The sequence below is a fragment of the Variovorax sp. E3 genome (assembly GCF_016082275.1).
Lineage (GTDB): Bacteria > Pseudomonadota > Gammaproteobacteria > Burkholderiales > Burkholderiaceae_C > Variovorax.
In genome coordinates this window covers 1-15,201 of record NZ_MOWM01000044.1, presented here as the reverse complement: position 1 = coordinate 15,201, position 15,201 = coordinate 1, and the positions used below count along the sequence as shown (strand labels likewise).

Annotated in this window: 13 protein-coding genes and 3 pseudogenes; 4 read left to right on the top strand and 12 right to left on the bottom strand. The window is 70.1% G+C overall.

The genetic code is table 11. From position 1 onward, the window contains the following. Positions 1-9: 9 nt before the first annotated feature. Entirely contained in the window at positions 10-912 is a 903-nt protein-coding gene (locus BMG07_RS17130; protein WP_198085586.1) for a LysR family transcriptional regulator, read from the bottom strand. A gap of 307 nt (positions 913-1,219) precedes the next feature. Between BMG07_RS17130 and BMG07_RS44130 the strand changes: the two are divergent. Then, positions 1,220-2,910: pseudogene (locus BMG07_RS44130) on the top strand (methyl-accepting chemotaxis protein). Between the two features lie 18 nt (positions 2,911-2,928). Here BMG07_RS44130 and pcp read toward each other — a convergent pair. From pcp to BMG07_RS17105, 3 genes are read right to left on the bottom strand one after another with little or no spacing between them, the layout of a single operon-like run. Continuing rightward, the gene (gene pcp, locus BMG07_RS17115) at positions 2,929-3,624 is read right to left on the bottom strand and encodes a pyroglutamyl-peptidase I (protein ID WP_198085583.1); all 696 of its coding nucleotides are present in this window, start codon (positions 3,622-3,624) and stop codon (positions 2,929-2,931) included. Between the two features lie 55 nt (positions 3,625-3,679). After that, a complete protein-coding gene (locus BMG07_RS17110) occupies positions 3,680-3,934 on the bottom strand; it encodes a hypothetical protein (protein WP_198085582.1) in 255 nt (84 codons plus the stop codon). Between the two features lie 22 nt (positions 3,935-3,956). Beyond that, entirely contained in the window at positions 3,957-5,657 is a 1,701-nt protein-coding gene (locus BMG07_RS17105) for a hypothetical protein (protein WP_269759088.1), read from the bottom strand. Between the two features lie 214 nt (positions 5,658-5,871). On the opposite strand from BMG07_RS17105, the gene BMG07_RS17100 reads away from it, so the two are divergent. After that, positions 5,872-6,792: a LysR family transcriptional regulator gene (locus tag BMG07_RS17100; protein WP_198085581.1), complete on the top strand. Its 921-nt coding sequence runs from the start codon at positions 5,872-5,874 to the stop codon at positions 6,790-6,792. Positions 6,793-6,799: 7 nt separating this feature from the next. On the opposite strand, the gene pxpA is transcribed toward BMG07_RS17100, so the two are convergent. The 6 genes and pseudogenes from pxpA to BMG07_RS17070 form a co-directional block, all read right to left on the bottom strand. Continuing rightward, on the bottom strand, positions 6,800-7,534 hold the full coding sequence (pxpA, locus tag BMG07_RS17095; RefSeq protein WP_198085580.1) for a 5-oxoprolinase subunit PxpA: 735 nt from the start codon (positions 7,532-7,534) through the stop codon (positions 6,800-6,802). Between the two features lie 23 nt (positions 7,535-7,557). Beyond that, positions 7,558-8,556 (bottom strand): biotin-dependent carboxyltransferase family protein, encoded by a 999-nt coding sequence (locus BMG07_RS17090; protein ID WP_198085579.1) that lies wholly within the window; start codon positions 8,554-8,556, stop codon positions 7,558-7,560. Then, positions 8,553-9,215, bottom strand: coding sequence for a 5-oxoprolinase subunit PxpB (pxpB, locus tag BMG07_RS17085; protein ID WP_198085578.1), 663 nt, complete (start codon positions 9,213-9,215; stop codon positions 8,553-8,555). The genes BMG07_RS17090 and pxpB overlap by 4 nt, the downstream gene beginning before the upstream one ends. A gap of 6 nt (positions 9,216-9,221) precedes the next feature. Beyond that, positions 9,222-9,725: a pantetheine-phosphate adenylyltransferase gene (coaD, locus tag BMG07_RS17080; RefSeq protein ID WP_081269908.1), complete on the bottom strand. Its 504-nt coding sequence runs from the start codon at positions 9,723-9,725 to the stop codon at positions 9,222-9,224. 43 nt (positions 9,726-9,768) lie between these two features. Further along, positions 9,769-10,416 (bottom strand): RsmD family RNA methyltransferase, encoded by a 648-nt coding sequence (locus BMG07_RS17075; protein WP_198085577.1) that lies wholly within the window; start codon positions 10,414-10,416, stop codon positions 9,769-9,771. Between the two features lie 32 nt (positions 10,417-10,448). After that, positions 10,449-11,092: pseudogene (locus tag BMG07_RS17070) on the bottom strand (LysE/ArgO family amino acid transporter). Between the two features lie 79 nt (positions 11,093-11,171). On the opposite strand from BMG07_RS17070, the gene BMG07_RS17065 reads away from it, so the two are divergent. Then, positions 11,172-12,086, top strand: coding sequence for a LysR family transcriptional regulator ArgP (locus tag BMG07_RS17065; protein ID WP_198085576.1), 915 nt, complete (start codon positions 11,172-11,174; stop codon positions 12,084-12,086). A gap of 22 nt (positions 12,087-12,108) precedes the next feature. On the opposite strand, the gene BMG07_RS17060 is transcribed toward BMG07_RS17065, so the two are convergent. Beyond that, positions 12,109-13,497, bottom strand: a complete 1,389-nt coding sequence (locus BMG07_RS17060) for a pitrilysin family protein (protein ID WP_198085575.1) — start codon at positions 13,495-13,497, stop codon at positions 12,109-12,111. Between the two features lie 14 nt (positions 13,498-13,511). Continuing rightward, positions 13,512-14,948, bottom strand: a complete 1,437-nt coding sequence (locus BMG07_RS17055; RefSeq protein WP_198085574.1) for an insulinase family protein — start codon at positions 14,946-14,948, stop codon at positions 13,512-13,514. Positions 14,949-14,977: 29 nt separating this feature from the next. On the opposite strand from BMG07_RS17055, the pseudogene BMG07_RS42290 reads away from it, so the two are divergent. Further along, positions 14,978-15,201, top strand: a pseudogene (locus BMG07_RS42290) (signal recognition particle-docking protein FtsY); the annotation flags it as partial.

Genomic DNA, 15,201 nt, shown 5'->3' with positions numbered 1-15,201 from the left:
CGGGCCGCCCTAGCGCCGGGTGGCCCTGCCGCCGAACTTGGCAACGGCGAACTCGACGAACGCCGAGACCGACTTCTGCACCTGCTGGCGGCTCGGATACAGCAGCGACACGCTGACCGAAGGCTGACCGTACGCGGGCAGCACGCGCTGCAGCAGCCCCGCGTCCAGCTCGTCGCGGATCAGCATCTCGGGCAGCAGCGCAATGCCCAGCCCTTCGACCGCCGCGTCGCGCAGCAGCCCCATGGCGCTCGCGCTGAAGCGGCTCTGCACTTCCAGCCGGACCTCGCCGTCCGGGCCCTCGACGCGCCATTCGCGATGGCTCTGGCCCGGCGAGCAGCGCAGCGTGAGGCCGTCGTGCAGGGCCAGGTCTTCCGGGCTGCGCGGCGTGCCGCGCAGCGACAGGTAGGCCGCGCTCGCCACCAGGAACACCGAGGTCGTCGTCAGCAGGATCGCGATCAGGCGCGAGTTCTCGAGCTTGCCGGCGCGAAAGGCGATGTCGATGCCGTCGCCGATCACGTCGACCAGCGTGTCCTGCGCGAAGATTTCCAGCCGCACCTTCGGGTGCATGGCACGGAACTCCCGGATCCAGCTCAGCGGGAACCAGTCGAAGAAGTCGGAGGGCGTGGCGATGCGCAAGGTGCCGCTCACTACGCCCACGCCGTCCAGCACCTCGCGCGTGACGTCGCCGATGGCGCTGAAGTGCGCCTCGCAGCGCTGCACCAGCAGCTTGCCGGCCTCCGTCAGCACGAGGCGCCGCGTGGAGCGCTGCATGAGCCGCACGCCGAGCTGGTGCTCGATGTTCTGGACCTGGCGGCTCACGGTGCTGGCGGGCATGCCCAGCGCCTTGCCCGCCTGGGCAAAGCTCCCGAGGCGGGCCACCTGCAGAAAAAGAGCCAACTCGTTGAGGTCCACGAACGACCGTCTGCCAAAACTCAGCAAGCTCAATTTCGAATTTCCGGAAAGAACGACAAAGGGCCGACATCATCGACAGAACGGCTTGCGCGTCCAGCGGAGCACGGGCGACCCGCCCTCGATCTTCGGCGGATCGCCCGCCCTGCAACGCCGGACATTCACAGTCTTTGTGGAAGTCAGCCATGCAAAAGATCCTCTAATCCGCGGGCCCGCTGTTGCCGATAGGAAACAGGTCATGCGCTGTACCCGAAGGCGAGAGCCTTCCAGCGCGCTGGAAAACCTTCATCGTCAACCTCTCTCCGCTAACGTGAAAAATCTCAAAATCAGTGCGCGACTGAGCCTCGTGTTCGGGCTGCTGCTGCTCCTGCTGGCCGTCATTTCCCTCGTGGGCATCAACCGCCTGCACTCGCTGGACGCAACGACCACGCGCATCACCGCCAACACCTCGCCCAAGATCGAGGCCGCGCGCGAGATGTCCTACCAGGCGGTCGATGCCACGCGGCTGACGCGCAACCTCATCCTGGAGCGCGACGACGCCATCCGGAAGACCCATCGCGCCAACCTGGAGCAGTCCAGGGCCGGCACCGACAAGCAGATGGCCGTACTCGACAGGCTGGTCGACTCCGACCGCGAGCGCGTCCTGCTGGCCGCGTCGAAGGCGCGCTGGCGGACTACCGGGGCTTCACCAACGCCGTGGCGGAGTTCGCCATGAGCAACCACCCGGAAGAGGCCACGCAGACGCTCTTCGGCGAACGCAACAAGACCCAGGCCGCCTACCTGGCCACCTTGAGGGAGCTGGTCGAGTTCATGAGCCAGCAGATGCGCGAGGCGGCGGTGGCGGCGCACGAGGCCGCGACCACGGCCATCGAGATCATGATGACCGCCGCGTTGCTGGCCGTGGTGCTGGGCGTGGCGTCCGCGTGGCTGATCACGCGTTCCATCACGCGGCCGCTCAACGACGCCATCGTGGCGGCCGATCGCGTGGCGCGGGGCGACCTTGCCGAAGCGATCGAGGTGAAGTCGACCGACGAGACCGGCCGCATGCTCACGGCGCTGCAGCGCATGCAGGAAAGCCTGGCGCGCACCGTGGGCCTGGTGCGCGGCAACGCGGAAGGCGTGGCCACCGCCAGCGCGCAGATCTCGCAGGGCAACGAAGATCTGTCCTCGCGCACCGAGGAGCAGGCCAGTTCGCTCGAGCAGACCGCGGCGTCGATGGAAGAGCTGACCTCCACGGTCAAGCAGAACGCGGACAACGCGCGCCAGGCCAACCAGCTGGCGGTGTCGGCCTCGGACGTGGCGCTCAAGGGCGGCCAGGTGGTGGGCAAGGTGGTCGAGACCATGGCCTCGATCGATGCATCGTCGCGCAAGATCGTCGAGATCATCGGCGTCATCGACGGCATCGCGTTCCAGACCAACATCCTGGCGCTCAACGCGGCGGTGGAAGCCGCGCGCGCGGGCGAGCAGGGCCGCGGCTTCGCGGTGGTGGCGGCCGAGGTGCGCAATCTGGCGCAGCGCTCGGCCGCGGCGGCCAAGGAGATCAAGGACCTGATCGGCGACTCGGTGAGCAAGGTGGACGCGGGCACCACGCTCGTCGGCGAAGCGGGCCGCACCATGGACGACATCGTGGGCAGCGTGCGCCGCGTGACGGACATCATGGGCGAGATCACGGCCGCGAGCCAGGAGCAGACCTCGGGCATCGAGCAGATCAACCAGGCTATTTCACAGATGGACCAGGTCACGCAACAAAACGCGGCGCTGGTGGAAGAAGCCGCTGCCGCCGCTGCATCGCTGCGGGACCAGGCGGGCGGCCTGCTGCAGGCCGTGAGCGTGTTCAAGCTGGCGCAAGGCCGGCAGGCCACGGTGATCGCGGCGCCGGCCAGGGCCACGAAGGTCAAGGCGGTGGCGGTGTCCGCCCCCCTTCCCGTGCGCCCGCGCACGAAGACCGTCGCGGCCGCGCCCAGGCTGGCGATCACCGAAGGCGAGTGGGAGCGGTTCTGAGCGGCCCGGCGGCGCGGCTCAGTGCAATTGGCCGCCCGTTTCGGCGATGTCGTGCGTCACCGCGAGCGCGGTGCTCACGCTGATGCGCAAGGCCTTGACCAGCGTCTCGAGCGACATGCTCGGCGCGCCCGCGAAGCGCGCCGCCTGTTCGGGCAGGTACGGAATGTGGATGAAGCCGCCGCGCACGCCCGGCAGCGGGTGCGTCGCGATGCGGTGCATCAGGCCGTAGAAGATGTGGTTGCACACGAAGGTGCCCGCGCTGTTCGACACCGAGGCCGGCACGCCGGCCGCGCGCAGCTCGCGCACGATGGCCTTGACGGGCAAGGTCGAGAAGTACGCGTCGGGCCCGCCGCGCACCACTGGCACGTCGATCGGCTGATGGCCCGCGTTGTCGGGCACGCGGAAGTCGTCGACGTTGATCGCGATGCGCTCCGGCGTGAACTCGGCGCGGCCGCCGGCCTGGCCGATGCACAGCACGAGCTGCGGCTGAAGCTCGTCCATCGCATGGGCCAGTGCATCGATGGCCTCGCCGAGCACGCATGGCACCTGGCGCGCATGCACGGTGGCGCGGCCGACCTCCCAGCCGTCGAGCGAGCGCACGGCCTCCCATGAAGGGTTGAGGACTTCGCCCTCGAACGGGTCGAAGCCGGTCAGCAGCACGCGCAACGGCACGCGGGGCGATGGCGACTTGGGCTTTGGCGTGGGCTTCGTCATGGCAACTTCGGGCAGAAACCCGAAGTTACCGCAAGACGAGACTCCCTGCCGGCGGCTACTTCCTGGGCGCCAGGTCGAGCGGGCTGGCGGGCAGGTCGGTGCGCACGGGCTCGGGCTTCTGCACGATCTTGCAATCGGCGTCCTTGAACGGGCCCGTCTGCTTCACCCAGTCGGGGCTGATGGGGTTCTGCGCACAGACCTGCTGGCCGCTCACCTTGTTCTTGAACAGATGGAAGCCGCCGCTGGGCTGCGCCGCGGCGACCCCGCAGAGCGCCACGCCGACGGCGAGCAGGAAGAACTTGAATTTCATGGTCTGGATCCTGACTGAACGATTAAAGCGCGGATGACGCCGACAGGCTCTTCGCCAGTGCGATCACCAGGTTGCGGGCCTGCGCCACGATGGCGTCGCGCCGCCCCTCGAAGGTTGCGTCGGTGATCTTTGCGTCGCTGCCGCTGCCGAATTGCGTCATGACCGGCGTGTGGATATGGCCCGCCGGAATGCCCAGCTTGAACGTGTCGCGCATCAAGGTGTTGCGGTACGCGCTGGCGTTCGAGAGATAGTTGCCGCCGCCGCCCGTCTGGGCGCAGTTGGTCTCGATCGGACTTGGCGTGCCCGCGGCATTGAGGGCAGTGATCGCGTCGAAATACTTCTGAGCCGCCGCCGCCTTGTCCGCGGCGGCAGCCGCCTGGTACGCAGCGAACGCGGCATCGACCGCCGCCTGGGCCGTCTTCTGGGCCGCTGCGGTATCGCCAGCCTCCTTGGTGCACGGCATGACCGAATAGGTGTCGTGCCGCACGACGGCCCAGCCACCGGTGGCACCCGTGTCGCTGTTGATGACGCCGACACCCGTGTTGGCGTCGATCAGCTTCTGGAACGGAAGCGTCGCCACCGTGAACTGTGGCGGGGTGTCGCGCATCCACGGCTTGGCCGCATAGCCCAGCCAGCGCTCCGGCGGAGAGATGTCGCAGTCGAGCGACGCGGGAAAGCTCCCACCGTCGGCGCACGGTGGATTCAGGTTGTCGTTGCCCGGGAAGTTCGCGAAGTGGTAGCGGCCGTTGTAGTGCTCCAGGTCGAACTCTCCGGCGCCCTGGCTCATGCTCACGGACGCATCGACGCGCTTGGTGCCGGGCTTGAACCACGGGCCGAGCGTGTCTTCCTGCATGCCCTGGATGAATGGCCCGTAGTTGACCGGCAGGATGAAGGTGCGAATCACGGCGGTGGTGCCGTCGTCCAGCGCCACGGTGTTGCCGTCCAGCGAAAGAATGGTCGCGCCCGAGGGATTGCCGATGCGGATGCTGGGGTCGCCGTCCCGGCCCGCCTGCCCCAGCGTGAACGGATCGAAGCCGCTCACCAGCACACGCTTGTACTTCGGCCCTTCCGGAAAATCGATGGCGTACTGCCCGCGCGAGGCACGCTCGAACTCGTTCTGCAGCGCCGCGCGCTGGTCGTCCGTGAGCGGAAAGTCGGGCTTCCACTGGCGCAGCGCCAGCGTCATCGTGAGGCGGGCCCAATAGAGCATGCGGTCGTCGCTCCTGGGCAGGCTGCCCTGCACCACGCGCCCCTGCACACGGTCCAGCGCGGCTTGCCAGAGCTTCCGGCCTTCGGTGTGCAGCAGCGTCACCGCGTCGTCGTAGGTCGATGCGCCGGCCAGGCCGTTGCTGCACAGCGTGGCGGCGAAGTCGGGGCCGAAGTGGTCGAAGCCGCTGGCCTGCAACAGCTGCTGCGAGAAGCTCAGCGCATCGCTGCCCGAGAGCTTGTTGGGCAGCCGCTGCTCCTCGTACGAGGCGGCCACGGTCGTGTCCATGGCGCACTTGGCCTGGATGGCGGGCGGCGCGGGAGTCACGGGTGGCTGCGCCGCGGTCGGCGGGGCCGTACCGCCTGAAGGGCCTGCCAGAGCCGCTGCAATGGCCGCCGCGGTGGCGGGATCGACCCCGCCGCCGCCTCCCCCGCCGCCGCAGCCGGCGAGCGCCAGCGTGCAGACACCGAGCGCCGCGCCACGCTTGAATCGCCGCGTTGCCGTCATACGTTTCATCCTTGCTCCTTCTCCTGTGGGTGACATGAAAGCCTCGGTGCGCCCGCGTCCTGGCACGACTCCTGCAGACGGTGTCTGGGTCGGGTTGCACCTCTGTGCGTGTGTGACGGCTTTATGAAAACATGGGCCTCCGGCGGCTGTCGAACGAGTTTTTGTTGGAGAAGCCGATAACAAAAATTCAAGTGCCGCCGGAGTCCAGGGAGAGGCAGATCCAATGAACACACGATTCCTCGAGACGCTGGTCATGCTCGACCGTCTCAAGAGCTTTCGCCAGGCGGCGCAGGCGCTGTGCACCACGCAGGCCGCGGTTTCCAAGCGCATCGAGGCGCTCGAAGAAGAGCTGGGCGTGCTGCTCGTCGACCGCACGCAGCGCGTCTTCAAGCTCACCATCATCGGAGAGCGGGTGGTGGCGCAGGCCGAGCAAATGCTCACGTTGGAGCGCCAGCTGAAGCTGTCGGTGCACCCCGATGCGCCGCCTTCGGGGCGGGTGCGCATCGGCGTCATCGAGACCGTGGTCCACACCTGGCTCACGCAGCTGATCCACACGCTGAGCGAGCGGCTGCCGGCCATCGAGCCCGACATCACGGTCGACACGGCGCACAACCTGCGCGATCAGTTCCAGCACCGCAAGTTCGACCTGCTGGTGCAGAACGACGACATCACCGAGGTGGCCAGCAACGGCGACTCCACAGTGACGCCACTGTGCCGCTTTCCGATGCAATGGATCGCCCGCCCCGCGATGCTGCCCACCGGACGCACGCTGCGGCTGGAGGATCTGGAGCGCGTGCCGGTGCTCACGTTCTCGCGCACGTCGGGGCCGCGCGCGCATGTTCGCGCGCTGTTCGCGGGCCGCCCCGAGGAGCCGCGCGTGTGCAGCTTTCCGTCGGTGCAGTCGATCATCCAGCTGACGAAGGGCGGCTTCGGCGTGGCGGCGATCCCGCCGATCTTCGTGCGCGGCGAGCTGTCGGAGGGTTACCTCGAAGTGCGCGACGGGCCGGCGCTGCCGCCGATGGTGATCACGGTGGCCCACCTGCGCGACACGGCGCCGGCCGTGCACGCGGTCGCCAAGCTGACGCGGGCCATCGTGGCGGACTATTGCGCCGAGGCGGGAGACCGCTGGGTCAGCGCGCTATAGCGCAGGCTCAGGCCCGGACCGCGATGCCTTCGGCCTGCAACCGCTCGCGAATGCGCCGCGCAAAGGCCAGCGCGTGCGCGCCGTCGCCGTGCAGGCACACGGTCTGCGCATTCACGGGCACGACGCTGCCGTCGATGGCCGTCACGCGGTGGTCGCGCACCAGCGAGAGCGTTTGCGCGATCGATTGCTCTTCGCTCTCGATGAGCGCGCCGGGCTGGCTGCGCGGCACGAGGCTGCCGTCGGGCATGTAGCCGCGATCGGCGAACACCTCTTCCACGGGCTCGAGCCCCGCGTGGCGGGCCGCGTCGATCATGCGGCTGCCCGCGAGGCCGAAGAACTTGAGCGTGGGGTCGAAGCGGCGCACGGCCTCGCACAGCGCGGCGGCGAGTTCGGGCTCCTTCACGGCCTGGTTGTAGAGCTGGCCATGGGCCTTCACGTGCACCAGCTTGCCGCCCTCGGCCTTGACGATGGCCGCCAGCGCGCCGACCTGGTAGAGCACGTTGGCCACGATCTCGTCGGGCGGCAGGTGCATGGTGCTGCGGCCGAAGTTCTCGCGGTCGGGAAAGCTCGGGTGCGCGCCGATGGCCACGCCGTGCCGCAGGGCCCAGCGCACGCACTGCTGCATGGTCTTGGCATCGCCCGCGTGCCAGCCGCAGGCGATGTTGGCGGAGCTCACGAGCGCGAGCAGTTCTTCGTCGCTGCCGGCGCCTTCGCCGAGGTCCGCATTGAGGTCGATGTGCATGGGGCGTTTCCTTTTTGCAAAGTCTATGCCTTGGCCGGCCAGCCTGCAGCCGCCAGCCCCTGCGCCACCTGCGACAGGTAGCGCTGCTGCGCCGCCCAGGCGGCCAGCGCCTGCGGCTGGTCCACCTGCACGAGCCGCAGCTTGCCGTTGAGCGGCGCCTGCGCGAGCTTCCAGAGGTCAGCGCGAATGACCACGCCGATGCGCGGGTAGCCGCCGGTGGTCTGTGCGTCGCCCATCAGGATGATCGGCTGGCCCGAAGGCGGCACCTGGATCGTGCCGGGAATGACGCCCGACGAAAGCATGTCGCCGCTGCGCTTGCGCTTGAGTTCGGCGCCCGCGAGGCGGCTGCCCATGCGGTTGCTCTGCGGCGTGATGCGCCAGCGTTCGCCCCACAGCAGGTCGCGCGCGGCCAGCGTGAACAGTTCGAACTCGGGGCCGGGCAGCACGCGCAGGGCAATGGCGCCGTCGTCTTCGTGCGCGCCCCAGTCGGGGCCGCGCACGCCGAAGGCGCGGCGCTCGCGCTGCGCGGCGTCGAGCGGCGAAACGCCCGTCGGGAGCCGGTCGCCCTTGCGCAGCGGACGGCCTTCGTGGCCGCCGAAGCCGGCCTTGAGGTCGGTGCTGCGCGAGCCGAGGATCTGCTGCACGTCGATGCCGCCCGCCACTGCGAGCCAGCTGCGCAGGCCGGCCCTCTTCACGCCGGGTGCGTTGGCGCCGGCCAGCCGGAGCGTCTGGCCGGCCGCGACCGGCACGCTCCAGCAGGGCCAGAGCGGCGTGCCGTCGAGGGTGGCGCCGAAGTCGTCGCCGGTCAGGGCGATGCGCGTGTCGGCTTCGAACTGCAGCTCGCAGCCGCCCATGGTGAGTTCGAGGCCCGCCGCGCCGTCGGCATTGCCCGCGAGGCGGTTGGCCAGCGTGAGCGACAGCACGTCGAGCGCGCCGCCGGGGCACACGCCGAGCTGGCGCAGGCCGTGGCGGCCCAGGTCTTGCACCGAAGCGAGCACGCCAGGTTTGCGGATGACGATCATGCCTGCACGCTCTGCGCAACAAAGCGCACGCGGTCGCCGGGACGCAGCAGCGTGGGCGACTCAGCCAGGGGGTCGAACAGCGCGAGCGGCGTCTGCCCGATCAGCTGCCAGCCCCCCGGCGACACCAACGGATAGATGCCGGTCTGCTCACCGCCGATGCCGACCGAGCGCGCGGGCACGGCCAGGCGCGGTTCGGCCCGGCGCGGCGTGGCGAGTTCGGGCGGCAGCCCGCCCATGAAGCTGAAGCCCGGCAGGAAGCCGAGCAGGTAGACGACGTAATCGGCGGCGGTGTGGCGGCGCACCACTTCGGCCGGCGTGAGCCCGGTGTGGGCGGCGACGTCGGCCAGGTCGGGGCCGTATTCGCCGCCGTAGTGCACCGGAATCTCGACCAGCCGGCCCGTGACGCCACCGGACGGCAGCTTCGGCCAGGCCTGCAGCACCTGCGCCGTGAGGGTGTCCAGGTCGATCGCGGTGGGGTCGAAGGTGAGCGTGAGGTTGTTCATGCCCGGCAGCGTTTCGCCGACGCCGGGCCACTCGCGCGCGCGCTCGGCGAGCGCCCAGATGCGCTGCTGCTGCGCCAGCGTGGCGGGCGCGGGCAGCTCGCACAAGAGCGCCGCATCGCCCAGAAGATGCAGCCGGGGCGGCGGGATGCCGCTCATCGCGGCTTATTCACGGCCGAGGCTGCGGACTTTGGCGGCCAGTTGCTGCTCCACGTTGGGCGAGACGAACTTGTGGACTTCGCCGCCGAGCATGGCGATCTCGCGCACGAAGGTGCTGGAGATGAACTGGTACTTGTCGCTGGGGGTCAGGAACACGGTCTCGACGTCGGGCATCAGCGAGCGGTTCATGCCCGCGAGCTGGAACTCGTAGTCGAAGTCGGTCACGGCGCGCAGGCCGCGCACCATGGCCTTGCCGCCGCGCGCGACGACGAAGTCGCGCAGCAGGCCCGAGAAGCTCTCGACAGTGACCTGGTCGCTGTAGGGCTTCACGGCCTCGCGGGCCATGTCCATGCGTTCGGAGAGCGTGAAGAGCGCCTTCTTGTGGTGGCCCGCCGCGACGGCGACGATCACCTTGGAAAAGAGCTGGGTTGCACGCCGCACCACGTCCTCGTGACCGAGGGTGATGGGGTCGAAAGTGCCGGGATAAACCGCGATCACGTTGCTGGCCATGGTTGCTTCTTCCTCATGCTGCCGATGCGGCTTGTTCGGCGGATTATGCAGCCCCCTCCGAGGCCTGCCGCAGCAGATGGGCATGCACGGCGCCGGCCTTCAGATAGCGGAAGCCGACGAGGCCGAAGGCGGCGAGCTCTTCGTCGCTCCAGCGGCGCGGCGCCTCCAGGTACACCGAGCCCCCGGCGCGCAGCGCGCGGGCGGCGGCGCGCAGGGCCGGTTCGTAGAGCGCGGTGCTGTCGAAAGGCGGGTCCAGGAACACGGCGTCGAGGCTGCCGGCGGGCGTGCGCTCGAGCGCGGTCACGCCGTTGCCGCGCTCGATGCGCACAGCCTCGGCCGACAGCTTGGCCTTGGCGGCCTGCAGCTGCGCGACCAGCGCGGCGTCCTGCTCGCACAGCAGCACGTTGGCGGCACCGCGCGAGGCGGCTTCGAGGCCGAGCGCGCCGGTGCCCGCGAAGGCATCGACGCAGTGCCAGCCCGGCAGATCACCGCCGCCGGCACCGGCCAGGCTCGCGAGCCAGTTGAAGAGGGTTTCGCGCACGCGGTCGGGCGTGGGGCGCAGGCCGGGCTTGTCGGCCACGGCCAGGCGGGTGCGCTTCCATTCGCCGCCGATGATGCGGACCTCGCTGGGCTTCGAGGGGCGCTTGGGCGCGGCGGGACGGGGGGCCGGAACGGCTTTCTTCTGGGGCATGCGGCGAGCTTAACGCCGCCGCCTTCGCCCCCTCAGAGCGCGCTGAACCCGGTGAAGGCGCGGTGCGCCAGCATGCCGCCAGCAGCAGCATGGTGCCGCCGATGAGCCCGTCGAGCATCTGCCAGGCGCGCGGCCGCGCGAACACCGGTGCGAGCAGCCGCGCGCCGAAGCCCAACGAGGTGAACCACAGCGCGCTGGCCGTGGTGGCGCCCGCCACGAACCACAGCTTGAGCATGCCCGCGTACTGCGCGCCGGCGCTGCCCACGAGCAGCACGGTGTCCAGGTAGACATGCGGGTTCAGCAGCGTGAAGCCGGCCGCCTGCGCGACCACGGCCACGCGCGACAGCGACGTGCCCTGCGCCGAGGCCTGCAACGCGGCGGGCTGGCGCGAGCGCCACAGCGCCTTCAGGCCGTAGATGCACAGAAAGGCCGCGCCGAACGCCGCGAGCACCGTCGCCAGCATCGGCCGGCCCTTCAGCGCCTGCGCCATGCCGGCCACGCCGGCGCCGATCAGCACCGCGTCGCTGGCGGCGCAGAACAGCACCACCGCGCCCACGTGCTCGCGCCGCAGGCCCTGGCGCAGCACATAGGCGTTCTGCGCGCCGATGGCAACGATGAGGACCAGGCTCATGAAGAGCCCGTTGAGGAAGGCGGGGGTGACGTGTACGGCTTGCATGGCTGCGAGCTTGCCGTCTGCACGCGATTAATTCAAACTAAACTTCCTAACGCAAATTCAGTTTTACTTCATTGACACCATGCTCGACTACGCCGCCCTGAACGCCCTTGCCGCCGTGGTGCGCGAAGGCAGCTTCGAACGCGCGGCGCGCGCGCTCCACGTCACGCCGTCGGCGGTGTCGCAACGCATCAAGCAACTGGAAGAGCGCACCGGCGGCGCCCTGCTGGTGCGCGGCCAGCCCTGCGTGGCCACGGAGGCGGGGCTGCAGCTGTGCCGGCACGTCGAGCGCGTCGGCATGCTGGAGCACGAGCTGCGCGACGCCCTGCCCGCCCTCGGCATGGGCAGCGGAGAGGCCGGCGACGAGCGCCTCACGGTGCGCGTGGCCGTCAATGCCGACAGCCTGGTGACCTGGTTCATCGGCGCGGCGGCGGCCTTCGCGACGCAGGAGCAGGCGGTGCTGCTCGACCTCACGGTGGACGACCAGGACCACACGGCCGAGCGGCTGCGCAGCGGCGCGGTGCTGGCGGCCGTGACCGCGCTCGCGCAGCCGGTGGCGGGCTGCAACAGCGAAGCGCTGGGCACGATGCACTACGTGGCGGCCGCGAGCCCCGCGTTCGTGCGCGACCATTTCGCCAAGGGCGTGGGCGCGCGCACGCTGGCGAACGCGCCCAGCCTGGTGTTCGACCGCAAAGACCGGCTGCAGGCGCGCTGGGTGCGGCGCATCTGCCACCGCAATGTCGAGACGCCGAGGCACTGGGTGCCCTCGCCCACCGCCTTCGTCGAGGCGGCGTGCGCGGGCATGGGCTGGGGCATGCACCCGACCAGCATGGTGGCCGATGCACTGCGCGAAGGGCGGCTGGTGGAGCTCGTGTCCGGCTCGACGCTGCCGGTGCCGCTTTACTGGCAGCAGGCGCGCGCGGCGCCGCGACTGCTCGAAAGGCTGGGGGCCGCGGTGCGTGCCGCCGCCAGCCAGGGACCGCACGCCCTGGACTGAGCCAGGACGGCGGCGCCCGTGCCTACTGCGGCGCCTTGGCCGCGGCAGCCTGGGCCTGTGCCGGCTTGCCGCCCACCACCACCGTCACCATGCGCTCGGGCTGCAGCTTGCGTTGGAACGCGGCCTTGATCTCGGCGGTGGTGACCGCGTTCATGCGCGCGGTCCAGGTGTCGAGGTAGTCCAGCGGCAGGTCGTGCCACGCGATGTTGGCCACGTTGCCGATCAGCTTGCGGTTGCTGTCCAGCAGCAGCGGGAAGCCGCCGATCACGTTGTCCTTCGCGGCCTTGAGCTCGCTGGCGGTCGGGCCTTCGGCCACGAACTTCGCGAGCACTTCGCGCGACACCTTCACCGCGTCCTCGGCCTGGTCGGGCCGGGTCTGGAAGCCGATGCGGAACGCGCCCGCCTCGAGCCCCGGCGCAAAGCCGCTGTAGATGCTGTAGGTGAGCCCGCGCTTCTCGCGCACCTGGTCGGTCAGGCGCGACACGAAGCCGCCGCCGCCCAGCACGTAGTTGCCCAGCGTGAGCGCGAAGTGGTCGGGGTCCTTGCGCGGGTAGCCGGGCTGGCCGATGAAGACGTGGGCCTGCGCCGAGTCGAACGCAATGCGCTCGTCCTTGGCTGCCGTCAGCGCCGCCACGGGGGCGACGGCAGGCAGCGGCGTGCAGGCCTCGGGGCCGGGCAGGCGCGACAGCAGCGTGGTGGCCAGCGACTCGGCCTCGGCGCGCGTGACGGCGCCCACGATGCTGAGCTTGGCGCGGCACGGCACGATCAACTGCTGGTAGCGCTGGCGCATGGTGGCGGTGTCGATGCGCGCCAGCGTTTCCTCGGTCACTTCCTGGCCGTAGGGGTGCGTGCCGTACACCGCCTGCGCGAAGGCGCGGCCCGCGATGGTCGCGGGCTTGGTGTTGGCCTCCTTGATGGCGGCGTTGATGCGCTCGCGCTCGCGCTGCCACACGTCGTCGGGGAAGGCCGGCTCGCCGATCTCGCGCGAGGCCAGCGCCACCGCCTTGTTCAGCAGCGCCGGGTCGGACAGCGTGCGCAGCGAGTAGCTGGTGCGGTCGGTGCCGGCGCTCACGTCGAAGCTGGCGCCCAGGTCGGCCCAGGCTTCGCCCAGGGCGTTCTGGTCGAGCGCGGGCTCGCCGTTCTTGCCGGCGCGCACGCCCTTCTCGACCATGGCCGAGGTGGTGCTGGCCAGCCCGGCCTGCGGCGCGGGGTCGCGGCGGCTGCCGGCGTCGAAGTCGACCTGCACGTCGACGATGGGCAGCGCGTTGGTCGACACCAGGTAGATCTTGGCGCCGTTGGCCAGCGTCCAGTGCTGGATGGGCAGCGCGGCGTGCGCGGTGGTCATGCCCGCGAGGACCGTGGCGCCTGCAAGCAGAAGGGACTGCGCGGTTTTCTTGAGAGTGTTCGTCATGGAATCAGGACCTTTCAGCGCAGCTCGCCCGCGGGTGCCGCGAAGCCGCGACCGCGCTTGGCTTCAGGCGGCAGGGGCCGCAGCGTGGCGACCGTGAGCTGGTCGTCGCCGAAATACCTGGCGGCCACGGCCTGCACCTGCGCGGCCGTGACGGATTGCAGCCGGGCGACGATGCGTTCGCTGGCGTCCAGCGGCAGGCCCTCGATCCAGTTGCTGCCGAGTTCGCGCGCCTGCGCCATCACCGAGTCGCGCTTGTAGGTTTCGCTGGCCACCCATTGCGTCTTCACGCGGGCCAGTTCGGCCTCGCCCACGCCGTCCTTGGCGATGCGCGCGACCTGGGCGCGCAGGGCGGCCTCGACCACCTCGGCGCTCTTGCCGGCCGCCGGCACGCCTTCGAGCACGAAGAGCTGCGGGCCGCGGCCGATGAAGCCCGCGTAGGCGCCGGCCGAATCGGCGACGCGGTCGGGGCCTTGGGTGAGCGCGCGGTCGAGCCGGGCGCCGGCATAGCCGTCGAGCACGGCGGACAGCACCACCAGCGCCCAGGCGTCGCTGCTCACGTCGTCGATGCTGGCGATCTGCGGCACGCGGTAGGCCAGCGACACATAGGCCTGCTCGGCGGGCGCCTTGAATTCGAGGCGGCGGATGCCGCGCTGCACCGGCTCCACGCGCGGCTTGCGCACGGGCACGGCGCGCGAGGGGATGCGGCCGTAGTACTTCTCGGCCATCGCGCGGACCTGGGCCACGTCGACGTCGCCGGCCACCACCAGCACGGCGTTGGCGGGCACGTACCAGCGCTGGTGGAAGTCGCGCACGTCGCCGGGGGTCATGGCGTCGAGGTCGCTCATCCAGCCGACCACGGGGCGGTGGTAGGGCGAGGCGATGAAGACGGCGGCATTCTGCTGCTCGCCGAGCAGCGCGCGCGGCTGGTCTTCGGTGCGCAGGCGGCGCTCTTCCTTGACGACCTCGATCTCGCGCTTGAACTCGTCGTCGGGCCACTGGTTGTTGGCGAAGCGGTCGGACTCGAGCTTCATCACCTGCTCGAGGCTGCCGACCGGAATCTGCTGGTAGTAGCCGGTGTAGTCGCGGGTGGTGAAGGCGTTTTCCTGGCCGCCCAGCGCCGCCACGCGGCGCGAGAACTCGCCGGGCTTGATGTCCTTGGTGCCCTTGAACATCATGTGTTCGAGCGCATGTGCGACACCGGACGTGCCGTCGACCTCGTCCATGGAGCCGACCCGGACCCAGACCATCTGCACCGCCGTGGGCGAGCGCCGGTCGGGCTGGACGATCAGCGTCATGCCGTTGGCCAACGTGAATTGCTGGGGGCCGGGCGCCGCGGCTGCGGCGGCGGAAGGCGGGGTGGTCTGGGCCTGCGCAGGCATGGCCCACGGCGCCAGAAGCGCCATCGCCAGCACCGCACCAGACGCAGCACGGCGTGGCGGGAGGTGTTTCATAGAATGGGTCGGATTGTAAAAAGCTCCTGATGTTCAGTTTCTTCAAGAAAAAACCGCCTGCCGATGCCCCGGTCGCGCCGGCGCCCCCTCCGGCGGCTGCGCCAGCGCCCGCCCCGGAGCCCGCGCCGACGCGCTCGGTGTTCTCGCCTTCGAGCTGGTTCGGCTCGAAGCCGGCGGTCGAGGAAGCGCCTGCCGTTGCGGCGCCCGCGCCGATTCCTGCACCCGCACCCGCCCCGGCGCCAGCACCAGCACC